The organism is Bacillus cereus group sp. BceL220 (assembly GCF_051776965.1).
In the GTDB taxonomy this organism is placed as follows: domain Bacteria; phylum Bacillota; class Bacilli; order Bacillales; family Bacillaceae_G; genus Bacillus_A; species Bacillus_A cereus.
Genome location: NZ_JBPWBC010000006.1, coordinates 235,904 through 261,761 on the forward strand (window position 1 = coordinate 235,904; position 25,858 = coordinate 261,761).

The window sequence follows — 25,858 nt, forward strand, 5'->3', positions numbered from 1 at the left end:
TTACCAATTAAGTCGCTTTCTTAACGAGGTAATATGAGCGGTATGATGACGACCATGCCATGCATATAGTCCTATTGCAACAGCAAGTTTTGTTTCACCAGTTTCAGGATGGTTAAATGTCTTTTCTAAATCTTCAATTTCTAGAGAATATAAAAGGTTAACCCATCTTTTATGTAATGAATCTAGCATTACTAGTGAAACATCTACCGGTAATTTTGAATCGGGTAACTCTGCCCACTTCTCTTCTTTATACGGCTTAATAGTTGGATTCTTTTCTGTCAGTGCTAATTTAAAGCGTATGTAGCTATTCATATGGCTATCAACAACGTGATGAACAACTTGACGGACAGTCCACCCTCCAACGCGATATGGTGTATCTAACTGCTTCTGATCTAAATCTTTAATTGCCTTTGTTAGTTCATGAGGTAAATCTTCAATTTCTTGAATCCATGTATCAATCATTTCTTCAGTTATAGGACGTTTGTATGTAAATTGGCCAATTGGATAACGTAAATCATTCATGAATAAGTCCTCCTTATTATAAGCGCGAAGTATTTCTCCAAATATAGTGTACAAACTTCACATGTTCTCCATTTAATTCTACAGATGTTATATCTGATTCGTTTTGATAAGAAGAAAATCCGCTTTTTTCTAGTACAATTTGTGATGCGAGATTATTAGTAGTTGTTTTAGCATGAACTTCAGTAATTTCATTCTTTTTCGCTACATCTAAAATTAATTTTACGGCTGCTGTAGCAACGCCTTTTTTAGTAAATTTTTCTCCGACCCGATACCCTAGAGAACTAATTCGAGTTTCCGTATCTATATCTACTAAATTAATTCGCCCTACAATTTCTTTTTCTTCATTACGAATTAAATAAAAATAAGAATCTCCATCTGCTTGTTCTATTAATAAATCGTCTAGTAGTTTTTGGAAATATTCAAATTCAAAATATTTTGAGCCACGATTTGGTACCATTGTTTCAAAAAAATATTTATTCGTAAGTTCAAACGTAAATAAATCCTTAGCATCTTGTTTCTTTAGTTGCTCTATGTATATTTCCATCCCGTATTCTCCTTCTAGATTTACTAACTGTTATACATTCTTTTTTAATCAATTATATTCCTGCTATTACTTTCGATTAAGTAATACAGATAGTAGCACTTTCGGATGAAAAAGATGAAATGGACTACGAATTAAATTCATCACTCGTACTAACCGAATATAAACATCAGAATTACTTGCGGATAGTCGATATATTTGTTTCGTATACCATAGCTGAAATTTTTGTTTTGTAGTTAATTCTCTCTTTAGTTGCGGATGACGTGATATTTCCGTTGTTGTCATATCCCATGGGGTTTCTATTATATTAGCTGCCTTTTTATAAAATTGTTGTGTAAATGTTTTATCAAGTTGTTTTCTACCTTGCAGAAGTAATTGCAACTGGTGAGCCTCCATAGCAGCAACTGATACGCCTTGGCCGAAAACGGGATCAAAACGACATTGCGCATCTCCAACAACTAATAAGCCTTCTGGTACATTATTCACTAAATCAAATCGCCGGCGTACTTGATAGGGAATTTTGTATGTCTTTATATCAGTAATTCCCTCAGCCTTGTTTAGGAAGTCTGTAACATTAGAAATTGATAGGTTTTCAGCAAAATCATAAAACTCATCATCTGTTTGTGGTGCTTTCTCGTTTGCGTATCCACTGAAAGTAACAAAATAACGATTATCTTCTATCGTTTGAATAAGAACGCCATAAGGGTTATCAGGGAAACTCGGAGACATTAGCACATTGCAACAGTCTAATTTCTCATTTTCTTTAAGTTTGAACATTTTCGTTGCGTAAAATAAATCAATACGAACTTTCTCTTCTTGTACTTCAATTTCGTATTCTCGTAACCACTCTATACTTTTTGAGCCAAATCCACTCGCATCAACTACAAGGTCTGCATGAACTTCTTCTTGTATGTCTGTCTCTAAATATTTAACTTTTACTCCACACACTTTGTTAAGCTTTTCATCTACCAATAACCCTTTAACCAATGTTTCATATTTAATAGTAATATTTGAAATCTGATGTATTCGTTTTTGAATATGCCATTCTAGTAAAGGACGACTTTGTTGAATCATATGTACTTCCCCTATGAACGGTTGTTTCCATAGACCGAATTGATGCCATTTCAAATCACGTGTAAAGTTGTTTATAATACTACCCGCTTCTATTAATTCATTCGTAATAGTAGGAAACAATTCTTCAATTGCTTTTTCTCCACCTTTTAATAACACGTGAGGATGATTACTTTGTGGAACTCTTTTTCTTGAAGCTTTTCCATCCCATTTTTCACCGACTTCTAAAATGATTACTTCTTTAAAAAAAGTTGATAATGCTTTTGCTGCAAACTTTCCTGCCATACTTCCACCAATAACGATAGCCTTATTAAACATATTTTCCCCCTTAATAAAAAGAGATCCTGCCTTGTATGAATGAAACAGGATCTTAAACTAATTAACTTCTTTATCATTATACTTAAAATACATCAGTAAATTGCAACGTTAAAATTAAAATACCTAATCCCCATACGTAATACGCGAATACTTTTAAGGAGTGACGTTTTAAATATTGAATCATCCATGAAACGGCTATGTATCCAAAAAACGCTGCTGATAACGTTCCGACAATTAAAGATGTACTAGAAATAGATTCTGCTTTCCCTTGAAAAACGTCTGCAAATTGCAAAATGATAGCTCCAACAATAGCTGGTGTCGACAGTAAAAAAGAAAAGTAAGCAGCAGTTTCACGGTCTAATTTTCTCCATAATGCAGCGACAATTGTCATTCCAGAACGGGAAATGGCTGGAAAAATAGCAGCAGCTTGAAATGAACCGATAATTAATGCGTCTTTATATGTTATGTCACCCATTTTTTTACGACCATTCTTTTGTTTATCTGCCATGTAGAGAAAGAATCCGGTCACTAAAAACTCCCAACCGATCGTGATTCCTGTTTTTGAAATATCTTCAAAGAAGTCTTTAAACAATAAACCAATAACAACTGCAGGTATCGTCCCAACAATAAGTAATAACATGAGCTTTGAAAATGGGTTTTTAATTAAATATATAAATTCTTTTTTGTAATAAATAAACACTGCAAGTAAAGTCCCAATATGCAACATCGTATCTAAAAATAAGCCTGCTTCATCTAATTGAAATAAATGCCTTCCTAAATAAAGATGTCCGGTACTACTGATTGGTAAAAATTCTGTTAAACCTTGAATTATACCTAATATGAAAGCTTCTAACCAATTCATGATGGTCTCCTTTCTCTTTTGCTTGTACCAATATATGAGGGTTAAATTTTCGATATGAAAAAAACTATATTTCTCTATGAATTTACTTTTCGTTTATGGATATATATGTAAAGAGAATTAAGGAGGGTTATTATGTGGAAGCACACAAAATTCGGTAATGTATTACTTTGGATGGGCCCTATCCTTGTATTTTTAGGACTATGTATGACAAATGTTATTTCAGATATTCCTTTCTTTGAGGGAAAACATAAAACGCTTGGTATTGTACTTATATTTATAGGGATATTCTGTTTTATTGTGGCTAATCATTTGAAAAAAGGAGAAAGATATGAAGAATAAATCTAAATAAAAAACAATCCTGGCATATTAGCTAGGATTGTTTTTTATTAATGTTGATTATTTGTAGAATACTTTATCAACGTTATATTTCGCTTTGTATTCATTAATGATATACGTTTCGTAAATTTCTCTTTCTGTTGGATCTTCTACGATACATGCATCAATGCGGTATACTTCATCACGGTGATTTTTAATTGGTGAAACATTATCTTCAAAATGCTTCTTAATACGTTGTCTAATTTTACGAGCTTTACCTACGAAAAGTAGTTCGTCATTAATATTGTAAAACATAAAAATGCCGCCTTTATCTCTAGGGAACAAGTGGAAATCGATAAATCCATTAATTGGAGTAATGATTGGCTCGTCTCCTTTAATAACTTGTTTACGTTCAGTAATTGTAACATCAACTTCAGGGATACTAATTTTAATCAAGTTCATTCACGTCCTCTTTTATTATAAAGATAAATAATAGCATACATATGTAAGAAAAGCTACGTTCATAGGTATATTTCATTTTATAATTCAAATATTATAGGTGTATCATGTAAACTCTTCTTCCAAATCATATGATCACTTGATTCTCCCCAATAATCTTTCAGTACATAACTAGGCTCTCCAAACTTCTTTGTCCATATACTTTGCGCTTTTCTGTATCCACTATCTAAACAGAATTCTGTTATTCCTCTGCTAAGTAACGTAAGAAACATTGTATGTAGCAGTAAACTCCCGATACCCTTTCTTTGATACTCTGGAAGTATAAATACAGTTCCTATTTCATACAAATCCTTAAGTACACCACCTGTACAACTATTAATCAATGTACTTGCTGGACCAACTTCAATTGTTCCAAGGATTTTATCGTTATTTGTATCAATCGCTAATAAAAAGTAACGACTTTCTCCGTTACTTTCAAAATCACTTTTCAAATACCGCTTTTTTGAGTTAATTTCATTTTCTATGTCATCCAATAATTGTGACAATCCTTCATTTTTGTATGTATTCGTAATAACGATACGGAAAAATAAATATAGTTCATCTACATCATTCAAATTCGGTCTTCTAACTGCAACGTTAGTCATGAATGCATTCTCCAATCTTCATTATGCCATTGTCAATACAACACTTTACATAATCTATTCATCATTATTCTGCAAAAACCTGCATAAATCCAGCAGTATAGAAAGCTCAGTATAAATATCAATAAAATAATTTTTATATCCATAGTTGTATGAACAGCAGGACCAAGTACCGGAAAGCGGAAAACATCGAGAACGATCATAATACCTATAAGTAGACAAGTTGCTGAAAAAGAAACAATCCAAATTCTTTTCTTTAATTTTAAAAAGGATACCCCTAAGGCTAGACCTAATAAGCCTGTAGTAAAAGGAAAAACAATTAGTTCACTGGGCTCAATAATAAATAATAGAAGAATAGTAAGAATATAAGAAAGTATTCCCTCACGAATAGAATAGAAAATAGCAAAAAAAATCGGTAATGTCGAAAATGGACTAATGAGCAAACCTATACCAGGAATTAAGTTCCCCGCTGCTTGAAACATGGTAGCCAATGCACTCATCAAAGCTGTAAGTACTAATTTATTCGCAATGGACAATTTCCTTTTATGAACAAAGCTTGTATCATGCTCTATCATCAGTTGATACCAATAACGTACAAACCGATTCATTAAAATACCCCCTAAAGATACCTCATTCATTACTTTCTATATTATTCGTACACATACGGTTTATGAGTTACTTTCTGCAAGTTAATAGATGCTCATACATTGAAGATTTTTAGGGGGATAAGTTAAGTCGTGCGTTTTGGGAACAGAATGAATTCCTTATATTATATTTTTAGACTGATAATTTGTATCGTATTAAGGGATAATTTCAAAAATGGTACCTTTATTAAAATCAGTTACTTTCATAGAACCGTAAACTCCTAAATATAATTTAGTTTGATTCAAATTTGTTCCTAAACTCATATAATAAGCTGCTTGCGTACCAAAATCATAATTGGTTTCAATAGCATGAAAATCAGCATGTTTACCGTCTGTACCTGCTCTAGTATATGCTAAAACACCTTTAACTGGCGGTCGAGAATCTTCTTTCTTAGCAAGGTCAGTAAACACTACGCTACCTGTTAAATTTGGAATTGCATTTCCCATATATGGCTGAACTCCTGTAAGGGAAGTTCCTCCAAACTTATCGGGTCTGGAATCTTGATGAAAATAACTAAGTAGAGGCAGAATACGCCTCGCTGAAGTTTGTATTGTTTCATCATAATAAGTCATTGTTCTTTCATCCAAAGTCTGATTTTCGGAACAATGCCGTATAAAAGAAGTAGGTAAATCCCCTTCCCATCCTCTCCAACCAAAATTGATAAACCCATCTTGATTGGGAGTGAGCCTCATAAAATGCATTTGAACAAGTTCTGTAACCGGTATAGGTTTATATTGAACAAATGAAAAAATAGACTCTACAATATCTTGTCCGACATTTCCGGCGTATTTGATATATTGATTATAAAACCTTTGAAATGAAATGCCGGTTATATTACGTACTCCTTTTGCAATTACTGTAAGTGTTTCTTGTATAGATAAAGGAAGTTCATCGAAGCGTGTAACTACAGGAGGGTTATTTATAAATGTATTTTTACTTACATCGATTTCAATTATTTTACCTGCTATTTCTAAATCATCTTGGCTTAAGTTAAATGGATCATAACCTGATCCGCCATCTCCATTTGTAAAAACAAGTTTTCCAGTCTCAGGTGAAAAGTTTAAACTATTGACTCCGTTATGATTAAAAAATGGTCTTCTTACATTCAGTAATGTTCGTCGCTTTTGAGCTTGACCATTAGGTTGTAAAGTCCATTCTTCCACAGTATCAATGTGATCATATTGCGTATTTCTATTAACCCACTTTAAATTTAATGTTTTAGGGTCACAAGGATTCGGTTTAAATTGTTCAGAAAGTGCACCTGGCCCTTGAGTTCCGGCTACTGAATAATGTAGATAAAATAACCTATTTTGATAAAATTGTGGATGGAACGCAAGTCCTAGCAATCCGCGTTCATCATAACCGCTACTAGAAACACCTTCTTCAAATGTACCTAATTTAATAATTAGGTGACGAATATCTAAAAATATCTTTATAACTCCATTCCCTATGTAAAAAATCTCTCCTAATTGGGTTGCGATAAATAGTCTTTCGGTCGATTCGACTGGAAGTATTGTTGTTTTCAATACGGTTGGTAAATTTATATTATGAACAATGGGTCGTAAACTAACTTTAACTTTTGTCAATTAACTGTACACCCCTTTTTCTTCTTTTTATAGAAGAATATGATTAGAGTAGTTCTGTTAGTATCAAATAAGTCGTATTCCTTTTTATTACAATTTTGTATATAATATAATTATAAATAATATGGGGGACGAACTATGATAATCGTACTACAAATCATCTTACCACTAATTTTCGCAGTCTATTTATTTACCCTCTATCATAACGGGACGTATGGATCAGCTTCATTCATTTTAGCAGTCATGATAGGAATTTTCGGTTTAGAGAATATTTTTCAATATGCTAGTCTAACAGATCATGCTATTTATCCATATTGGGGAAGTTTGAAGGGTGTTGTTATCGTTTTATCAGTCGTATTTCTATTTAAAAAAGGTGGTTTAACAGGAAAATATTGATTTGTAATGCGTTACATATTTTCTTGTTAAATTGCTTTTATTTTATAAAAGAAGAAATATTTATGTGAAAACAAGAAGGGATGTGTTACATATGTCTATAGATATTATTTCAATAATCTCTATCATAATATGGATTGTGTTAATTACAGAACTTATAAAACCTTCAAAAGAACAGAATGGACGAAAAATAGTAACTTTAGTAACTGCTGGTTCCGTATCAACACTTATTTTGACGGTTTCATTTATTCAAAATATCCCGTTTTGGAATTGATAGTGATATTCATAACAAAAATATGTATAAATAAAAAGATTAGGATTCACTCCTAATCTTTTTATATTTTGAGGTAGCACCATATGCCCAGCAAGCTAAGGTCTTGAAGTAGCCCCTAAACAAAATTTTAAATTTTTCTAAAGTTATTTATGTGAATTCAAATCGTTTTCAGGAACATATGTGATCCTTTTATAATTTGAAGTTCTTTTTAAGCTTCTTATATTTTCTGTACGAACGTCTAACAATGTTTAACATAAAATACGGTATTTTAACGGGGAAAGGCAATTTATAAATGAAAGGAAAATAAAAGGTGAAATATGCCTTTTCTAGGTCTCTCCACTTACTATCTTCTTTTGTTTTTAAGAAATCAGATACATCGACTACATATCCCCTTCCTTTTTCCATCATCACATTTTTCCCGTGAACATCACAAGGAGTTAACCCTTGTTCCCTCGCATACTCTAAAGCCTCATTAATATCAAGTATTACTTGCTTAGGAATTTTAATTCCCTTATGAATAGCATCGTATAAGGTAATTTCTTTTAAACGTTTCAATACTATGAAATTTTCTCCTTTATATATAAGCTTTGAATAAGAAGGATGATCTCCAATTCTTCGGTATACTTCTGACTCTTTTTCAATTCCTTCTCCTTCTCGCACGTAAACTTTCACTACCCAATCTTTGTATTCTTTGTGCATGAATACTGCGGCATAATTACCTGTTCCTAAACACTTCCAAAGTCTAGGAATATCTTTAACTACTACAGGCTCGAATTCATCCTCACTTCTTATACTTACCTCTTTTAATAATTCGTCCTTTATCAATCCCACAAAACTATTTATACTCATCATTCCCACTCCGGTTTTGCTAAAAGGGGGCCCACCCACATTTTAACGAAAATATACACTAAGCGAATTTTAGCATAAAACGAGTCATCTTTCTTCTTAAAATAAAAAGCTAACTCGTTTTATTTAAACTGTTGAATACTTAATATCTATTCCGTTATTCATAGCCAAAAACCGTACGATATAAAAATATTTCTAACTATTTTCATTTTTTCAGAGTCAACTGTATAGGGCTTTTCTTAGTACAAGTTCTCTTAGTAAATTACCTATACAAAATCTATATTACTCTATTTTATAATCTAAAACATTGTTTAGAAGTGTAGCAAAGGTTTGTAATGGTTCCATTCTTGTTCCAATACTATCTTTGTTAGCTAAAACTTTTATTGTTTTAATAGTCTTTTGTTTAATTCCCACAATGCTGTTTTGTTGCTATCCCATTTCAAAAACGTTATTGCTTCCTCAAAGCATAACCATTTATAATTGAAGTGTTCTTTAGATAATGATATGTTTTTTGTAGGGACTTTAACTCCAAAAGAAAATTCTTTTATTACATAAACCTCTTCTCCCCAAAGGAATCCTCCAACTACATCTTCTACTGATAGTGAAGACACAGAATCTAATTGTATATATGGACATTCTCTTGTAATACCAGCCTCTTCAAATGCTTCCCGTTTTGCTGATTCAATAGGAATCTCACCGTCTTCTCCGCCACCAGCTATTCCTTGCCAATAACCATAATCACTTCGGTTAAAAATGGCATATTGAATAGAATCGGCAGTTTTTATATAAGGAAATATCAATACTTGATATGGCGCTCTCATTACTTAACCTCCTCTCGAAAATAAGTTTTAAAGCAATATGAATAAAGAGCCGACATCACAATTCTACATTATTAATGCAGGTTTATAATGTCGGCCCTCTATTTTTAAACAATTTTATTTTTCATAAACAGGCTTACTCTTAATAGAGGAAAAACTACTTATTCTCTGTCGAATTTGTTTAGCATGGTTTTTCATAAATGTTAGTAGTACTCCATATTATTCAATTGCGCCAGCAACGTCATAATCATTTAAATCTAATTCAATCGGTTGTCCGAGCGCTAGTTTAGCAAGTTCCGCTCCTAAGTATGGACCAGCTGTTAAACCCGAAGCCCCTAATCCATTCGCAACGAGAATTCCTTCAAAGTTAGGTAGTGGCCCGATAACAGGTAAGAATCCTGGTGTGAATGGTCTGAATCCAACTCTCGTTTCAAGCATTGTAGCATTTTCTAAGCCAGGTGCAACTGCTAATGCCTTATGGAATACTTCATGTAAACCACCTGCTGTTACACGATGATCGAAACCAGTATCATTCTCATGTGTTGCACCAATTACGACATGACCATTGTCAAACGTTAAAATATATTGATCGTTTGGTGGCATAACAACTGGCATATTTTCTGTTGCTGTATTTTCAATTTGCAGATGAACAATTTGTCCTTTTTGGAATGTAACTAAGAAATTAATTCCTAATGGGTTCAAGATTTCATTCGCCCATGCGCCTGCAGTTACAATAACCTTTTCTGCTAAAATTGTTTCATCGTTTACTGTAACTCCAGTAATATGATTTCCTTCACGGACTAATATGGCATCGCCTTTTATAAAAGTTGCACCATGTTTTTTCGCAGCACTTATTAATGCATTGCGTAATAATCTTCCATTTACTCGTGCAGCACCACTAATATGAACAGAACTATATTCGTCTGATAATGCTGGGAATAATTTTTTTGTTTCTTCAGCTGATAAGCGAGTTATTTCACCAATCTCTGGGGCATCTTCACGTCGTTTATAAGCTCGCTCTTCCATTTGATCTAACTTTTTCTCGTCAGTATGTAAACTAATTGCACCTACACGACTATATCCTGTGTCAGTTTCACCGTCTTCTTCTAATTGCTGAATTAACGAAGAATAGTAACGTGCACCGCCTTTAACGATTTTATACCATGCTTTATTACGACGCTGTGATAGCCATGGACATACAATACCTGCTCCTGCATCAGTTGCTTGCCCTAATTGTTGGCGATCCACGATAGTAACATTCGCACCTGCCTTAGCAAGATGATAAGCAGTAGACGCTCCTAAAATTCCAGATCCAACTACAATATACGATTTCATTTCAAACACCTTTTCTCTTTTGCTAATTATATAAATATAAGAACATTCCTTAGTATAATGGAAGGAATGCTTTTTTCAATGCACTCATCACAATTAATTGTTGCAGCATTGTGACTTTCTTAATCATTATTTTTTCTTCTTACGGAATAATTCAATTGTTTTATAGCCTTGTGAAAGGATCTCTATCATTTTCTCTAGACGTTTTTCACGTGTTTTTTCTTGTTTTACAGAAAAAAGATTACGTGCCCAATCTTTCTGATATCCAGGCGTTAAACTTTGATAAAACTTAAGTTCATTCGGATGATTAGCTAATAATGCTTCAACATCTTTAATTCGATCTGCATAATCGGCAACACATTGACTCATAGCAGATGTTTTTGTTGTTTTTTTCTTTTCACGTTTTAAACCAACAACAGTAAAGACTTCATCCATACTTACCATTCGTGCAAATTTAATATCGCTTTCTCCCACATAACCATCTTCTCCAACGTTTAATGCCGGAAACATCTCATCACGGTGAATAAACGTACTATAACGAGCATTACCTTTTTTCGGATATGCGAAGAATACGTAACCTTTTTCAATTAGTAATTCTTCATTACTAATAATAAAATTCGTTTGTTTCACCATTTCATCAAGCGTTTCTACAAATATAAAGATAGCATCGTGTTCTTTTGAGAATGCAGTTTCTTTACCTGTAAAAATGTCATAATCGCTTGGTTCGTTAATAACGACCATATTTGTATACTTATTAAGTTTCAATTTATCAATAACTGACATAATAATCTTCCTTTACATTCAAAGTTCATTGTACATACTTTTTCGTACTGTTCTAGTGTATTATATGTATTAAGAAAATCAAACTTTAAATCGTATTATTCTGCTGCAAAAGAACATAATTCTTTACTAGATGGGGTGGTTTTATGCCATATGTAATCCGAGATGAAGGGCTAGTTTTACAAGGGGATGATGGAAAAGAACCAATTTTTCATACATATGAAGAAGCTGAGGAAACATTAAAAACATTAACTATACCGTAGTTTCCGAAACATATTAGAAGAAAACCATTTACACCAAAAATAATAAAGATAGCCGCTTCTGAATAAGAACCGGCTATCTTTATTATTCATAACTTAATAGCAAATAAAGTATATAAAAACTCTTTATATTGATCTTCTGTAATTTCACGCTTAGTTTTTTCCCCATGAATAATTTCGGTTAAACTTGTATTCGTTAATGAAATATGGCCAGAGTTCGTCAACTTTACTGCAATTGGTCCTTTATTAAAAATAGACTTCTCATCTTCTATCACTCTTCTTTGAACATCATTTACTACTATCTCATCAATATTATGTTTATAAAAAGCATGACAAACTTTCCATTCTCCATCAGTATCTATTCTTTCTAAAACATAATTTCCTTTACTCGTATCTTTTCGTCTCACCCGGTACGAACCATTTTTTGAAGAAACAGACTTACCAGTAAAAGGTACAGGAACAAGAGGTACTAACGAAGCTATACCTACATCAATTAAATACTGTACATTATCATAAGTTAAAATAATTGTTATATGGCCATCCTCAAGTGCCCATGCATTTATATCGTTTTTATAAACCGTACCTAATGCCAGTTGTACATCATAGCCACAGTCTCTTAAAAAATAGTAAAAAAGAGTGTTTAATTCGTAGCAAAGTCCACCACGGGAACTAGTTAAAATTTTCTCTCGCAAGTTTTCCGGAGAGATTTGATTCGTATTTCGTGCTATAACATCTAAATTCTCAAATGGTATAGTATGCGCAAACGAAAAGAGTATGGTAGGTAATTCTTCAAACGTTACATCATTACGTTTTTTAAGATTTAATCTTGTGAAAAGCTGATCTTGTAAACTTGTCATATTTAGCACCCCTTAAAAATTTATAAGTTAAAATAATATATGCTGATTGTAAATTTTAAGGGGCACTGTAACAATGTACATTTCATTTAACTGTACCGGTACAAAAATTACGATTCACGAGGTAAATTAATAGAAGGCGTCATTACAAATGTCTTTTCTGTAATTACTTCTTTTTGGGGCAAATCAAAAGCTACGAATATAAATTTAATAGTTTATCTATAGGAAAATTATTAATATCACTTAAATCAACAAAATATTGAAGTTGCCACGTTTGGCTCTTTTTAGCTTGATTGCTAACAGTGGTATCCCAAACAGGATAAATTCTCATTGCCATTTTCCCTGTTTGACTTGGTGTTCTCAATATTTTTTCTTTAAGAAGAATCTCTTTAGGGAAAATAAATTGCCCTAGTTTATTATCAGCAATACACGTGATTACTAATAAATCAGGAGCAGCTTCATAAGAGAAAGCTCTATTTCGCATATTTTCATCTTTCTCCCAAAAAGAAACAAATTGCCCAATTTTATTAGGAGTAACTTTTGATTTTCTAAAACGAATGGTTTTGTTATTTAAGTGGAATAAACATCCGGCATATTCTGCGTTTTGCTTTTCTTCTTTTAGATTCGTAATCATTAAGTTGTTAGGTTTGTAAACTATATTATTTAAATTTCGGATTATATTATTAAAATTGTTCAAAAAAACTCCCCCTTTATTCATCTCTTAGTTTACCACAAACATCAGTTCTTCTATATCGTATATAATTATGAACTAAGTGAAATGGGGGAATTTAGCAGGATATAATTATTACTTTAATGTACTTAGTTTTTCAATTGCTTGTTGTTCAGTTGCTAAGTAAAAAATGTCATTCCCTTTATTACATTCATAAATAAAATCCTTTAAGCTTTTACTAGTATACATAGAGAAATCTCCAACAATAGCAATCTTTACCTTGTAGTTTATAAACTTTTGAAGGATATCACCCGCAAGCCGTGTTTTTAGGTCAAAGAAATCTTCACTTATTAAAGATTTATGAATAATAATATGTTTCGCATCTACCTCATATTGAACTGTTGCCATAGTATCTAATGCAGACTGAACATCCGATATTAATACCTTATCATTTCTAATGACCGCAATATTGATTCCATCGATTACTACTTTCTTTATTTCCATAGTCCCACCCCTTTATAATTTACACAGTATGAGTAAAATTGTTTTACAAAACTTTGTATTAATCATAGATTAAATTAGCCACAGCTATTAAAATCGCCCCTATTTTTTATTGTAAGTATATATTTTTTATTACTAATACGGTCAATGAAATTAATGATAGTTTCTCTTTATTATATTTTTGAATATATATGAGATTACTTTTACTTGTTATAAAAATATTGTGGAGTAACATAACTTAACAAACTATCCAAAGTGTTAATCTCGGCATACGGTTGTATTTTGGTAGTATTCTTGATCTTCTGAGGGTTAAACCACACACCTTTTATATTTACATTTTGAGGACCAGCAATATCCTTTTCTAAGTCATCCCCAACAAATAAAGTATTTTCCGGTTGTAAATTTAACTTATTTAATGCTAGTTCGAATATACGTTTATCAGGTTTACTAAATCCCACTTCTTCAGAAATAATGATTGTTTCAAAATACTTATTTAAATTCGTGTTAAATATTTTAGCTTTTTGCCTCTGAGTTGAGCCATTTGTTATAATTCCAACTTTAAAGTGCTTCTTTATTTGATTTAAGAAATGAATAGTATTTTGGTCTATTGAAAAACATCTAGGGAAATTATTATTCCAAAAATCTTGGAGGTAATTGCGTGGCAATCTATACTTCGGCGTGAATTCATCAAACAATGATTCTAAAACTGTCGTTTTATTACTTATGCCATATTCTCTTTTATCGTATTCTTTGAATTTCTGTAACATGTTGCTTTTAGCCGCACCATCTACATTTTCATAACACTTTTCTAAAACAATTAAAAATAATGCCTCTACTGCTTTATCCCTATCAAGTAATGTATCATCTAAATCAAACAGCATCGCTTTATAACCCATCAAATCATTTCACAACCTTTCTAGCATTATATAAATCTCTCCAAGTTTGTACCTTTAAACTTTTGGTTTAGCAAGAACATTGTTATGTAGTGATTAACGATTAAATAAAAACTAGATGAAAGAAATCCATAGTTCTTGGCACACACTCTAGTATTACAGTAGCTTCTTCTATATTGAAATTCCTTTTCCTCTTTTGGTAAAGAAGCAAAAGTATATTTTCGAGAATTTTAAGAAACTACATACAATTCACGTTATTATACATTAGTTTTTCGTAAATATTAATCGTACATCAATTCATACGATAAGTTTTTTTAAGCAATTATTTCTCCATAAAAAAGGAATATAGCTAATAATACTTTTTGGTAGTAAACGTCCTATGAAGTTTACTACTGTATCTCCACATAAACTCCAGATTGTACGGCTATAATGACTACCAGAGGTGATATTATGAAAAACTATCATATCCTCGTGGTTGAGGACGATCAAGAAATTCAGGAATTAATTAAACAATTTTTAATGACACAGCATTATACAGTGGTAGTCGCTTCAGATGGACTAGAGGGTATGACACAATTTAATAAGCAATCATTTGATTTAATTCTTCTAGATGTTATGATGCCCAATCTTAATGGGTTTGAAGTTTCTAAAATGATCCGAAGTCAGTCAAACGTACCAATTATTATGCTAACTGCGTTGGAAGAAGAGGAAGATCAAATGAAAGGATTCGATCTTGGGATCGATGATTATATAACAAAACCCTTTTCATTTCATGTTTTGATTAGACGAGTCGAAGCTGTACTTAGAAGAAGTTATGATAAAAATGTAAATAATCATTTGATATTTAAAGAAGTTCGTATCGATGTGGATGCATATAGAGTGTATGTAAATGACGTTGAAATTATATTAACGACAAAAGAGTTTGAAATTCTACAACTACTATTTCAAAATGAGAGAAAAGTACTTACAAGAGAAAATATCGTAGAGAAGGTTTGGGGGTACGATTATTTTGGAGAAACACGAATAATTGATACACATATTAAAAATCTACGTAAAAAATTAGCTATCCCTTATATTAAAACAATAAAGGGTATTGGTTATAAAATTGATGAATAGTATTGTGAAACTTATGAAGATGAAGCAAATCACTTATAAACTCTTTATGACTACATCTCTCATTTTGTTATCCTTTGCAGTATTGATTTATTTAACTTTATACTTCTTTCTCCCTACATTTTATGAGCAATATAAAACAGATCAACTTCAAACAGGGATAAACGAAATCATTGATAAGTCTAAAAATCTTACGTTTCAAGATGCGACACCACTTTTTGATGAATACGCAAAAAAAAATAATGCGATGCTTTACCTTCAAAATAAAGAAGGGGTAATTATTTACTCTCCTTCGTTTTCTTTTATTCAAAGTGGTACGCAAAAAACAGTAGTTACTAAAGCAACACGATTCGAGAATGCAAGTACCCTTAGCAATTCATATAACGTTACGAAACCAATTCAATTCCAAGATGGTAGTTTAACGCTTATAGTCTTTGCTACATTTCAACCGATTGATGAAGCTTCACAGGTTTTAGTACGCTTTCTCCCCTATATTAGTATCATTGTACTCGTAATTGGTATAGGGAGTGCTTATTTTTATTCCAGGTTTATTACAAAGCCACTTATTTATATTAATGAAGGTGCACAAAAGATGGCAAATTTAGATTTCTCCGAAAAAATTGAGGTTCGCTCTACAGATGAGTTAGGAGAATTGTCTAATAGTTTGAATGACATGTCTATTAACTTACAACAAGCTATGTTTGATTTAAAAAAAGCAAATGAACAATTAAAAAATGATATTGAAAAAGAAAGAGAAATAGAAACAAAACGCAGAGAGTTTTTTGCGATTGTAGCACATGAATTAAAGTCCCCTCTTACTGTAATGAAAGGCTACTTAGAAGGGATGATTTACAATATTGGCCCTTATCAAAATCGCGATCAATATTTAAAGAAAAATCATCAAATTATTGAAAGTATGGAACAATTAGTTCGTGAAATTTTAAGCGTATCGAAATTAGAACAACACACCTTCAAACTAAAAGTAGAGGAAGTTAATCCTTCAAAGTTAATAGGTAAAATCACAAAAGATCTCGAATTTTTTGCTTCTCAAAAAAGCATCGAAATAATAAAAGAAATTGATTCTGATCTTTCTATTTATACAGATTGTGCTCTTTTAGAAAAAGCATGTAAAAATATTATTCACAATGCGGTTATGTATTCACCACATAATGAAAAAGTCTATATAAAGTTAAGCGAGAATTCTAAACAAGATCAAATCGAAATACAAATTACAAATACAGGTATCAATATTAAAGATGAAGATATACAACAAATTTTCAAACCATTTTATCGTATTGAAAAATCAAGGAATCGAAATACTGGAGGAAGTGGTTTGGGGCTATATATTGTTAAACAAATTCTTGAAACGCTAGATATAAAGTATTCAATAAAAAATATGGAACATAGTGTGCAATTTTGCATAAGGATTCCATTATCTAGACCAAAAACAAACAACCTCCCCTCTTAGTAGGACGAGTTTGTTTGTTTTTGTAGTAACTATAGACTTATCAGGAACTAATAGGCTGGCTTTTCGTTTTAAATGAAACGATATTCTTGTTTACGATTCTTTAATATACAATCATCATAGGCACTCTTCGCAGCCTGAATTTGCTCTTCTTTTGTATTTCGGTGTATTAAAGCATCCTCTACAATTGCAATTTGATTATCAAACATTTCGTGAAAATCTATTTCACAATCCATTGATTTTGTGTATCTGAGAAAGTAATTTTTCAGTTTCAAACCCAATGATATTAAAGTCATCGATTTATTGTATATTAAATAAAAAGTACAATCCTTTCCGATAATTATTCAGTAAGAGTTGTACCCTTGGTATAGATTTATCTGTAATTATTATGAATGGGTTGAAACAAATCCTCGTGGCTAGTTCGAACAACAGAAAAATTATCTACATTTAATTCTTGTTGTACATCAATAATACGCAAGGCATGTTTCAATATAAAAACTCCTTTATGTAACATATTTATGTTATCCATAGCTTTTCTCATTTTTACAATCATAATGTCGCCATCTAGTATTTTTAGAAACTATTTCACTATAAACTTAATAAGTAATATTGTTATAAACTAATAGGACAGTCACTATTCGACAGGGCTCTAGGTCTTTTAACAAGTTCTCCTTGGCAATTAGGACATACATTGTTCATTAATTTTGTACACTCCTCACAAAATGTACATTCATGTGTACAAATAAAGGCTAATGATTGCGCCTCAATCTTCTTATTGCATTTCTCGCAATGTTTTCTCATCTCAAGTCCCATTTCAATTCCTCCAATAACATTATTTTCATGATATACTTAAAATTATAAATTTTAAATAATTTTGTTTAAATACAAATTATGAGTTATTTCATCTGGTAAACTTAAAAATTTAATTTATTATACGTATTTTACATTAAATAAAAAGGAGTTATTGAGAATGGATCACATTGACCAAAAAATTATATATATACTGCAAGAAGATGGACGGGTATCTATGACTGAGCTCGGAAAAATGGTTAACTTATCGACACCTGCTGTAAAAGAAAGAGTTAAAAAGTTAGAAGATAAAAGTATAATTACCGCCTATAGGGCAGTTATAAACCCAGAAAAGTTGAATAAGAATGTAACGGCTTTTGTATTGTTTGAATCAAAAAAATGTAAGCAATTCAGGGATTTTTGCAAAGAAAATCCCATGGTTTTTGAGTGCCACAGATTAGCTGGACAATATAGTTATTTGGTGAAAATAATCACTGAATCCGTGCATCAGTTAGAAGAATTTATCGATGATTCTATGGAGTTCGGCTATCCATCAACTTTAATTAACTTATCATCACCAGTTCAATATAGAAGTATTTCTTAATTTGGGATTTCAAGGATTTTTACGTCATGCTGCATATAGCAATTGAACTAACATAAAAAAATATAACGGACAAAACAGGCTATTCTTTCTATACAATAATAGGAAAGAATAGCTTTTTCAATAAATTGAGACCACGCTAAAGAATAATAAGTGTTCACATTTTGAATGTAGTAAATACATTTATGACACTATCCGATTTTGATGTTTTAATATGGTAATGCTTCATCCCTCTTGCTTTTTTATGCTATAAAATATGGTTGTGTTTCACTCTCCAAAGGGTTGAATCCTAGTTTTCAAGAGAGAAAAACGGATGAACTTTAATCCCCTTCTTCTAGTTTGCTACGATGAAATCTAGGTGTGTTTTCCACGCTAAAAAATTGATGCAGCCTCAGAAAGCCCTAACGGGATAGTTTCTTGTCTTTATTAAGTTCATTCTACTTGTTTCATTTGTGTTTCGTATTGAATATATAGTTACTAGAATGAACTGGAATAGATCTAATAAAACATAATAATATTTAAAAAACTTATCTTTTTGTCATAAACAAGTTTTATTATTTTGATGATGAAGTAGTCCCTTCATTTAGCGGATGCAGAACATTCGACTTGAACCTTCCTATATATGTGAAACAATATTTATAGCTCACCTACGGAAGTAAGCATAATTTTTGATTTCAATTTCAAACTTTCAGATTAATTTGGAATTCTTTTATGATAAGCTATATGTAAAGATTAAACATAAAACATAAAGGATGATTCGTATGCAAATAAGACCAAAGGTAAGTGAATATAACTCCTATTATGCAACGTATACCAACTTGGTATCAGACGGAAATATCATACATATTCTAGAACAACAAATGAAGGAAACGAATCTTTTATTACAGGGAATTTCTAATAGTGAGGGACTTTTCCGGTATGCTCCTACTAAATGGAGTATAAAAGAAGTAATCGGTCATATAGCAGATACAGAACGGATTATGGCGTATCGATTGTTATCAATCGCTCGAGGCGAGACAGCAGAACTTCCAGGCTATAATGATGATATGTATGTTCTTAGAGCTGCTTTTGATAAGCAATCTATGCAAGATCTTCTTGAGAATTTAATAGTTGTTCGCCAATCTACCCTGTATTTACTTAGAAGCTTAGATAAAGAAGCTTGGTCACAAAGAGGAAATGCGAATAATTCTGAAGTTACAGTTCGTGCATTAGCATACATCATTGCTGGTCATGAGCTTCATCATCTTCAAATTATAAAAGAACGTTACCTTGGTTCTGATGTATATCCAGCAACTTAATATTTGAAGAAAAAGATTCCTATTTATGTAGGGCTCTTTTTCAGAATTTATAACGGATTAGCGCTTAGAACCATGGCAATTAAATGTCTTTATTTATAAAATTCACCACATAATATATATGTTATCCCCTCTTATTCTGTACATAATTTTCTTTAGGCTGATATACTATAAACACAATAGTTCTGGAAAGGTGATGATATTATGTATGAACAACAAAATGATAGAGATAGAGATCAAAAAATGATGTTTTCTATGCAAGGAGTTCCCACAAATAAAATTAACATGAATCAATTACCTAAATGGATTAGAATTTTTGGCTATTGCGCGTTTGGTTGGATGATAGTATTTAGTTTAATTATGATTGTAGGTTTAGTTCTGCAATAACTATACAGATACATAGGGAAACGGGACATCATTTAGATCATACATCTAGGTAATGTCCCGTTTTTTATGTGTAATTATCCCATGATATAGGTAACCAATTATAATAAAAAGAACTTGTAGGATATTCTACAAGTTCTTTTTCAAATATTATTAAAACGGGAACGACAAACTATTTTAACATTCAGTACAGGGAGACCATTTTGATTATGGCTTGATTGTATTATAAATCAAATATAAGCTTTTGAAAGGTCTAGTTTTTGAAAAATATGTGAATTAAACAGCTACGATGTTTATATTAGATTTCATTTATGACTAACTTCTTCTTACTTAAATACACTGCACGATCTGATTTTTTAGCAACCTCCTGTGAGTGCGTCACAACAATAATGCATTTATTCTCTTTATGTGCAAGTTCTTGAAACAGTTCTATTATATCCATTGCGGTTTCCTCGTCGAGGTTTCCTGTCGGCTCATCTGCAATCAGTAAATCAACATTACAAGATAGTGCTCGAGCAATTGCTACACGCTGTTGTTGCCCGCCACTTAGTTGCAGGACGTTTCGTTTCGCTTCAGCTTCTGAGAGTCCTACCCTCTCTAATAATTCTAATGCTCTTGCTGTTTTATTTTGCACTTTAACACCTGTAATTTCCATTGCTGTTAAGACGTTTTGAAGAGCGGTCATATAGGTAATTAAGTTATAAGATTGGAAAATTACAGATACATTTTGATTACGGTATCGATCCAAACCAATTTTTCTAATATCTTTGCCATTATACAGTACATAACCATTTTTAGGGACATCCAGTCCACAACCTAAGCTCAGAGTTGTGGTTTTACCAGATCCAGATGGTCCTAAAATCGTGTAGAAATGTCCTTTTTGAAAAGAAAAGTTAACATTATCTAGTATCGCTACATTTTTCCCATTACTTTCATAATAATAATCCAAATTTTTAAACTGTAAAATCGTCTCCATATCGAGCCTCCTCATTCATCTTTTAAAAGAATTTGTTTTGGGTTTAAACGTAGAATAGATAATGCCGGAAGAAGCGTTGCTATTATAGCAATAGCTAGTCCAATTCCACCCATTTTTCCTACATCTTCTCCTGTTACACTTACATCAATTTTATCAATTGGATCTTCTTTTTGATTTTGTAGAGTACCGCCGGGTCCAGCCATCATTACAGTACCATGTTGCGAGGTATCTGTTTCTTCGCTTGCAGTAGCAATTTCATTCGAAAGTAAATTATCCCCGATATATTGAGAAACTTTAGCTCCTGTTGTTATGGATAATCCAAATGCTAAAATAGCGACACACACTACTTCTACTACGAATTGCGCCATCAGTTTCCACTTTTTCTCTCCAATAGACAATAGAATTCCCATTTCTTTACGACGCCCTTTAATTGATAGCATAATGATTAATCCTAAAATGATCGCACCTGCAATCGATACAATATAAATAATCATTTGAGAAGTCGAAGAGATATTTTCGATAGGACCAATCATTTGCTTGTACAATGAATCATGCGCATCTAATTTATAATAATTAAAATCAATATTAGATTTTTTTGCTTCTTTTTTAAATGAATCAATATATTGTGGGTCATTCAAGAAATACACGACTTGAACACTACTTATACCTTGGTCTACTTCTAATTTTTTCATAGTTGAATACGGCATATATAGTTTATTAGCTGGATCCATAATAGGAGGAGCCTGTTGACCCATTGCTTGCTCATTTGTTTCGTAAATACCAATAATTTCAACCTCAAGGGTTTCCTTCTTATCCCCTGATTGCACGTTAACTTTGTCTCCTACTTTCAAATTGTTTAATTCCGCTAATCGTTTTTCCATTAAAGCTACATTCTGGTCCTTCATTTGCTCTGTTATTGGCTTTCCATCAATGATTTTACTTTTTCTGTTTTTAAAGCTTTCTTGTAATGCAGTCTTGCGAACTCCCTCAATCATAAAAGAAGCATTCATATCTATTTCTGTACCAGAGCTTGAACCGCCTCGCACAGCCGCCATTCCGGCTTTACCTTTTCCTTCTTCTTCTGAAGCTCCTACTAGTTTAAGTCCATCAGAAATACCAAAAGTGTTAGCTATGTAATTATAGTCTTTTACATACTTGGATTTCGCTAATTGATCTGTTTCTTTTGTATCGAGCTGCGGTGGATTTGGCATTTCTCCAGTTTCCTTAGCTTTTTGACCTAATTTGTCGAAATCAAGACCTAAAGTAACATCTGCACCAAGTTTTTTTCTCGCAGCATCCGCTGCTTTTTTTGACGCATTTTGGATTGTGAAACCTGAAAGAACCAAATTTGTAACAATCAGAAAAACTGCCATCAAAATTAATGATGTTCCTATCCTTTTTTTCATACTGAGAATTGCTCGTTTCATAAAATTCATTTTTTCTTACCTCCTTGATAACTTGTATTCTATATAGGTTATCTAGAGTTCATATGGAGCTAATCGGTAGTTTAACTAGAGATACAAGGAGTTTATGTGTAGTTATTTACCTGTTCCAAAAAAGCTAGAACACAAATTCAAAAACTCAGTCGTTTTTGAATTTCGGTAAGGAGTTAGTCAATTTAAGAGACTTATAGAAAAGAGAGGTTAAGCTTAATTTAATGTATATAATATAAAAAATATATTTATTGTATAATTTCTATACAATAAATATAGAGAACCTATTTGTGAATATTTATTTGAGAATTGTAAGTAGTTCCTCATAGAAATTACATCTTTTAATAAGAAAAGAAGCAAGTTAACATTCTTTTATATGGATAAGAATATTAACTTGCTTCTTAAATTTTAGTATAAATTATTTATTGTAAGCTTTATAATATAATATGCAAATTTATCACCTGTTTTTATAATTCAAGCACCTACTATTAGGAAAAGAGAATATTTTATAATTAATTTACAACATAAATTTTGTCCATGTTTTAAACAATATGTATTTTGGAGGAGGTTAATTTGATTTTTTCAAAACTCATTGATCGGTACGCCTTATATGATTTACACAAAAAAAGAAGTGTAGCGTTTCAGTATACTTCCCTATCTAACACTTCATTAAATATAAAGGACATAGAATCTTTTTATAACGTAAAACCATCCTATATTCATTTTGACATTAAGCATTCAAAACAGGAAAAGGAATACATGGTTGGGCAATTCAAATATAAAAGTTCGGTTCAATCCGGTGATTCACGCAACGACTCTGTAACTGGGGAATTATTCTTACATAAAAATGAAAATGCACCTCATGTTATCTTTGTTCACGGTTGGAGAATGGATTCTAACGAACGTGTGAAAAAATATTCCACCATCATATGACCAGCCTGAAGTGGAATATGTATTATTTCACTCTACCCTATCATTTTGAAAGAAAACCCGATCAATCCTTTTTCAGTGGAGAGTATATGGTAAGTGCAAATATTGAACGAACAGTACAAGCAACTAGACAAGCTGTAGCTGATTTACGAGCTTTGATTAAATGGATTAAAGCAAATAAAAATGGTCCCCTGATTCTAATAGGAATTAGTTTAGGTGGATTTATTACTAACTTAACCTCTCTTGTTGAAGAAGAAATTGATGTGTTAGCATCCATTTTCTATGCAAATCGACTTTCTTATTCAATTTGGAATACAACTCCAGGTAAATTTATTAGAGAAGACTTGGAACATCATGGTGTAACGTATGATGATTTAATAGATTATTGGAAAATCACTGAACCGAGTCAAGCATTACCAAAAGTAAAAAAAGAAAATATTTTATTGATTTCAGGTAAGCACGATCTATATGTGCATTCTGAGGATACAGACTACTTGTGGGAATCTTGGGAAAGGCCTACACGATATATTTATACATGTGGGCATGCCGGGATAGTTCTTAAACGTAAAAAAATTGCAACTGATACAATCAATTTTATTCAAAATCGATTGAACTCCCTGCACTTATCCAATGACAGGTCTTAAATTGTGAGATTACTAAGTACAAAATCTTATACTTATATTGTTATATTTTTTACTAGTCACCTTTGTAAATCTTAGCCCCAAGCCTTACACGATTGAAAATGAAATAAAATAAATAACTAAGGAACTAATTTACCATGTGGAAAAACATTGGTCAGCATTTTCACTAGTGGTCCCTGTATATGCAATATTACATACAAAAATCTTTATTTATTACGTTATTAATTTAAAAATAAATTATTCATCCATTAATCTATACCATCCGTATTTACATTTATGGATACCCTAATTACATATGAAAAAGAGAGAAGAACATTGGTTAGTTCTTCTCTTTTTGTTTATTTTTAAAATAACTATCTATAAAATTTTGCTTTTTATAATTCTTCATGAGTCTAGAAAAGAAATTTTTCTAATGTACATAATTACAACGACATTAAAACACTTTGCTCTTAAATCCGCTACTTGTATTATTAATTGCATGAAACTCCTTCTTGAGAAAGGTTTTAATTTCCGAATATTCTGTTGACCGTTATAACATATCCAATTTACAATTTAATTGTGGTGTTCTTTCACAATTAAACTACTTAGAATACACTTCATTTATTTGAAAACAATTACAAATAGAGGTGCTAAAATGAAAACTAGAGTAAATCCAGAATTATTACAAGGGTTAGAGATGTTTCCGGATCTCGATTTACGCCCAGAAAATTTGCAATCAATCAGAGAAGGAATAGCTCAAATGAGACCACCTACCGTTGTTGATGACTCCCTTTCTTTAATAGATAAAGTCATTGTTGGGCCTGATGATAATCCGTTACCATTACGAATTTATCGTCCAAAATCAAATCATGAATCTTTACCTGTCTTATTATGGATACATGGTGGAGGTTATATCTTAGGGTCTATAGATGATAACGATGATACTTGTATGAGGTTTGCAAAAGAAGCTAGCTGTGTGGTCGTGTCTGTAGACTACCGCTTAGCACCTGAGCACCCTTACCCAGCACCAATTGAGGATTGTTATTCAGCTTTAAAATGGATTGCTGATAATGCAAAGTCATTAAACATTGATTCGAATCGAATTGGAGTTGCAGGAGTAAGCGCTGGCGGTGGACTAACAGCAGCATTATCATTATTAGCACGAGATCGAAAATATCCTTCAATTTGTTTACAAATGCCACTATATCCAATGATTGATGACCGAAATAATACACCTTCAGCGAATGAAATTAAAGAAGGATTTGTTTGGAACCAAAAGGCAAATGAAGCTGGCTGGAAAATGTATTTAGGAGAAATGTATGGAATGGATCAAATCCCTGCATATGCAGCGCCTTCTCGAGCTGAGGATTATAGTGACTTACCGTATACTTACACATTTGTAGGTCAATTAGATCCATTCCGAAGCGAAACATTAACCTATATAAGCAAACTAGCGCAAGCTGGTGTTGATGTCGAGTTTCATTTATATCCAAATGCCTATCACTGGTTTGAAGGGTTAAATCCAAATGCCGATGTATCTATTTATGCTGTGAACGAAATAGTACAAGCAATAAAAACTGGGTTCAAACGAGTATCTAAGGTTGAGGCTTAATCCCATTACAAGAGAAACACTCATAAATAGTATACATTTGTGAGTGTTATTATCATTTAAAT

Annotated in this window: 29 protein-coding genes and 2 pseudogenes; 11 read left to right on the forward strand and 20 right to left on the reverse strand. The window is 32.0% G+C overall.

The window, feature by feature from the left end:
• The 4 genes from ACS2FK_RS17985 to ACS2FK_RS18000 all read right to left on the reverse strand — a co-directional run bounded on the left by ACS2FK_RS17985 (position 1) and on the right by ACS2FK_RS18000 (position 3,314).
• A complete protein-coding gene (locus ACS2FK_RS17985) occupies positions 1-522 on the reverse strand; it encodes a YfiT family bacillithiol transferase (protein WP_000999062.1) in 522 nt (173 codons plus the stop codon).
• Between the two features lie 16 nt (positions 523-538).
• Positions 539-1,066, reverse strand: coding sequence for a GNAT family N-acetyltransferase (locus ACS2FK_RS17990; RefSeq protein WP_000409246.1), 528 nt, complete (start codon positions 1,064-1,066; stop codon positions 539-541).
• Between the two features lie 66 nt (positions 1,067-1,132).
• Positions 1,133-2,452: an FAD-dependent monooxygenase gene (locus ACS2FK_RS17995; RefSeq protein WP_000482039.1), complete on the reverse strand. Its 1,320-nt coding sequence runs from the start codon at positions 2,450-2,452 to the stop codon at positions 1,133-1,135.
• An 82-nt stretch (positions 2,453-2,534) separates the two neighbouring features.
• A complete protein-coding gene (locus ACS2FK_RS18000; RefSeq protein WP_001104276.1) occupies positions 2,535-3,314 on the reverse strand; it encodes an undecaprenyl-diphosphate phosphatase in 780 nt (259 codons plus the stop codon).
• Positions 3,315-3,446: 132 nt separating this feature from the next.
• On the opposite strand from ACS2FK_RS18000, the gene ACS2FK_RS18005 reads away from it, so the two are divergent.
• Entirely contained in the window at positions 3,447-3,653 is a 207-nt protein-coding gene (locus tag ACS2FK_RS18005; protein ID WP_000265470.1) for a hypothetical protein, read from the forward strand.
• A gap of 57 nt (positions 3,654-3,710) precedes the next feature.
• Here the strand turns inward: ACS2FK_RS18005 and ACS2FK_RS18010 are convergent, their stop codons facing one another.
• The 4 genes from ACS2FK_RS18010 to ACS2FK_RS18025 all read right to left on the reverse strand — a co-directional run bounded on the left by ACS2FK_RS18010 (position 3,711) and on the right by ACS2FK_RS18025 (position 6,960).
• Positions 3,711-4,091, reverse strand: a complete 381-nt coding sequence (locus tag ACS2FK_RS18010; protein ID WP_001048947.1) for a nucleotide excision repair endonuclease — start codon at positions 4,089-4,091, stop codon at positions 3,711-3,713.
• Between the two features lie 77 nt (positions 4,092-4,168).
• Positions 4,169-4,732 (reverse strand): GNAT family N-acetyltransferase, encoded by a 564-nt coding sequence (locus ACS2FK_RS18015; protein ID WP_063547448.1) that lies wholly within the window; start codon positions 4,730-4,732, stop codon positions 4,169-4,171.
• A 32-nt stretch (positions 4,733-4,764) separates the two neighbouring features.
• On the reverse strand, positions 4,765-5,337 hold the full coding sequence (locus ACS2FK_RS18020) for a hypothetical protein (protein WP_063547449.1): 573 nt from the start codon (positions 5,335-5,337) through the stop codon (positions 4,765-4,767).
• 192 nt (positions 5,338-5,529) lie between these two features.
• A complete protein-coding gene (locus ACS2FK_RS18025; protein WP_063547450.1) occupies positions 5,530-6,960 on the reverse strand; it encodes a PQQ-dependent sugar dehydrogenase in 1,431 nt (476 codons plus the stop codon).
• 135 nt (positions 6,961-7,095) lie between these two features.
• On the opposite strand from ACS2FK_RS18025, the gene ACS2FK_RS18030 reads away from it, so the two are divergent.
• Together ACS2FK_RS18030 and ACS2FK_RS18035 are read left to right on the forward strand one after the other, a co-directional pair.
• Positions 7,096-7,353 carry a hypothetical protein gene (locus ACS2FK_RS18030; RefSeq protein WP_063547451.1) on the forward strand — a complete coding sequence of 86 codons (258 nt, stop codon included), beginning with the start codon at positions 7,096-7,098 and terminating at the stop codon, positions 7,351-7,353.
• Between the two features lie 91 nt (positions 7,354-7,444).
• Positions 7,445-7,624: a hypothetical protein gene (locus ACS2FK_RS18035; RefSeq protein ID WP_063547452.1), complete on the forward strand. Its 180-nt coding sequence runs from the start codon at positions 7,445-7,447 to the stop codon at positions 7,622-7,624.
• A 189-nt stretch (positions 7,625-7,813) separates the two neighbouring features.
• Here the strand turns inward: ACS2FK_RS18035 and ACS2FK_RS18040 are convergent, their stop codons facing one another.
• The 4 genes from ACS2FK_RS18040 to ACS2FK_RS18055 form a co-directional block, all read right to left on the reverse strand.
• Positions 7,814-8,473: a serine/threonine protein kinase gene (locus tag ACS2FK_RS18040; RefSeq protein WP_000026522.1), complete on the reverse strand. Its 660-nt coding sequence runs from the start codon at positions 8,471-8,473 to the stop codon at positions 7,814-7,816.
• 377 nt (positions 8,474-8,850) lie between these two features.
• The gene (locus ACS2FK_RS18045; RefSeq protein ID WP_063547453.1) at positions 8,851-9,291 is read right to left on the reverse strand and encodes an NUDIX hydrolase; all 441 of its coding nucleotides are present in this window, start codon (positions 9,289-9,291) and stop codon (positions 8,851-8,853) included.
• 216 nt (positions 9,292-9,507) lie between these two features.
• Positions 9,508-10,623, reverse strand: coding sequence for an NAD(P)/FAD-dependent oxidoreductase (locus ACS2FK_RS18050; protein WP_063547454.1), 1,116 nt, complete (start codon positions 10,621-10,623; stop codon positions 9,508-9,510).
• A 126-nt stretch (positions 10,624-10,749) separates the two neighbouring features.
• Positions 10,750-11,403: a YdeI/OmpD-associated family protein gene (locus tag ACS2FK_RS18055; RefSeq protein WP_000110844.1), complete on the reverse strand. Its 654-nt coding sequence runs from the start codon at positions 11,401-11,403 to the stop codon at positions 10,750-10,752.
• Positions 11,404-11,546: 143 nt separating this feature from the next.
• On the opposite strand from ACS2FK_RS18055, the pseudogene ACS2FK_RS18060 reads away from it, so the two are divergent.
• A pseudogene (locus ACS2FK_RS18060) lies at positions 11,547-11,729 on the forward strand (hypothetical protein).
• 20 nt (positions 11,730-11,749) lie between these two features.
• On the opposite strand, the gene ACS2FK_RS18065 reads toward ACS2FK_RS18060, so the two are convergent.
• The 4 genes from ACS2FK_RS18065 to ACS2FK_RS18080 all read right to left on the reverse strand — a co-directional run bounded on the left by ACS2FK_RS18065 (position 11,750) and on the right by ACS2FK_RS18080 (position 14,581).
• Positions 11,750-12,517: an arylamine N-acetyltransferase family protein gene (locus ACS2FK_RS18065; protein ID WP_023522112.1), complete on the reverse strand. Its 768-nt coding sequence runs from the start codon at positions 12,515-12,517 to the stop codon at positions 11,750-11,752.
• Between the two features lie 190 nt (positions 12,518-12,707).
• Positions 12,708-13,232 carry a MepB family protein gene (locus ACS2FK_RS18070; RefSeq protein WP_078993721.1) on the reverse strand — a complete coding sequence of 175 codons (525 nt, stop codon included), beginning with the start codon at positions 13,230-13,232 and terminating at the stop codon, positions 12,708-12,710.
• A gap of 87 nt (positions 13,233-13,319) precedes the next feature.
• Positions 13,320-13,688 (reverse strand): DUF4180 domain-containing protein, encoded by a 369-nt coding sequence (locus ACS2FK_RS18075; RefSeq protein ID WP_000403464.1) that lies wholly within the window; start codon positions 13,686-13,688, stop codon positions 13,320-13,322.
• A 200-nt stretch (positions 13,689-13,888) separates the two neighbouring features.
• Entirely contained in the window at positions 13,889-14,581 is a 693-nt protein-coding gene (locus ACS2FK_RS18080; protein ID WP_023522114.1) for an HAD-IA family hydrolase, read from the reverse strand.
• Between the two features lie 447 nt (positions 14,582-15,028).
• Here ACS2FK_RS18080 and ACS2FK_RS18085 point away from each other — a divergent pair, with 447 nt between their 5' ends.
• Positions 15,029-15,694, forward strand: a complete 666-nt coding sequence (locus ACS2FK_RS18085) for a response regulator transcription factor (protein ID WP_000800727.1) — start codon at positions 15,029-15,031, stop codon at positions 15,692-15,694.
• Positions 15,687-17,159, forward strand: a complete 1,473-nt coding sequence (locus tag ACS2FK_RS18090; RefSeq protein ID WP_063547456.1) for a sensor histidine kinase — start codon at positions 15,687-15,689, stop codon at positions 17,157-17,159. Before ACS2FK_RS18085 ends, ACS2FK_RS18090 begins: the two co-directional genes overlap by 8 nt.
• 68 nt (positions 17,160-17,227) lie before the next feature.
• Here ACS2FK_RS18090 and ACS2FK_RS18095 read toward each other — a convergent pair whose 3' ends face one another.
• Together ACS2FK_RS18095 and ACS2FK_RS18100 are read right to left on the reverse strand one after the other, a co-directional pair.
• On the reverse strand, positions 17,228-17,365 hold the full coding sequence (locus tag ACS2FK_RS18095) for a hypothetical protein (RefSeq protein ID WP_003274441.1): 138 nt from the start codon (positions 17,363-17,365) through the stop codon (positions 17,228-17,230).
• A gap of 403 nt (positions 17,366-17,768) precedes the next feature.
• The gene (locus ACS2FK_RS18100) at positions 17,769-17,969 is read right to left on the reverse strand and encodes a DUF1272 domain-containing protein (protein ID WP_023522116.1); all 201 of its coding nucleotides are present in this window, start codon (positions 17,967-17,969) and stop codon (positions 17,769-17,771) included.
• A gap of 157 nt (positions 17,970-18,126) precedes the next feature.
• Between ACS2FK_RS18100 and ACS2FK_RS18105 the strand changes: the two genes are divergently transcribed.
• From ACS2FK_RS18105 to ACS2FK_RS18115, 3 genes are all read left to right on the forward strand, one after another.
• Positions 18,127-18,549, forward strand: coding sequence for an Lrp/AsnC family transcriptional regulator (locus ACS2FK_RS18105; protein ID WP_000349584.1), 423 nt, complete (start codon positions 18,127-18,129; stop codon positions 18,547-18,549).
• Between the two features lie 758 nt (positions 18,550-19,307).
• The gene (locus ACS2FK_RS18110) at positions 19,308-19,844 is read left to right on the forward strand and encodes a DinB family protein (protein WP_023522117.1); all 537 of its coding nucleotides are present in this window, start codon (positions 19,308-19,310) and stop codon (positions 19,842-19,844) included.
• 201 nt (positions 19,845-20,045) lie between these two features.
• Positions 20,046-20,228: a hypothetical protein gene (locus ACS2FK_RS18115; protein WP_000273220.1), complete on the forward strand. Its 183-nt coding sequence runs from the start codon at positions 20,046-20,048 to the stop codon at positions 20,226-20,228.
• Positions 20,229-20,523: 295 nt separating this feature from the next.
• On the opposite strand, the gene ACS2FK_RS18120 is transcribed toward ACS2FK_RS18115, so the two are convergent.
• Positions 20,524-21,201: an ABC transporter ATP-binding protein gene (locus ACS2FK_RS18120; RefSeq protein WP_000447851.1), complete on the reverse strand. Its 678-nt coding sequence runs from the start codon at positions 21,199-21,201 to the stop codon at positions 20,524-20,526.
• A gap of 11 nt (positions 21,202-21,212) precedes the next feature.
• Positions 21,213-22,637: an ABC transporter permease gene (locus ACS2FK_RS18125; RefSeq protein WP_063547458.1), complete on the reverse strand. Its 1,425-nt coding sequence runs from the start codon at positions 22,635-22,637 to the stop codon at positions 21,213-21,215.
• A 570-nt stretch (positions 22,638-23,207) separates the two neighbouring features.
• Between ACS2FK_RS18125 and ACS2FK_RS18130 the strand changes: the two are divergent.
• Positions 23,208-24,208 (forward strand): annotated as a pseudogene (locus ACS2FK_RS18130) (alpha/beta hydrolase).
• A 631-nt stretch (positions 24,209-24,839) separates the two neighbouring features.
• Positions 24,840-25,796 (forward strand): alpha/beta hydrolase, encoded by a 957-nt coding sequence (locus tag ACS2FK_RS18135; RefSeq protein ID WP_000857931.1) that lies wholly within the window; start codon positions 24,840-24,842, stop codon positions 25,794-25,796.
• The last annotated feature ends 62 nt before the right edge of the window (positions 25,797-25,858 follow it).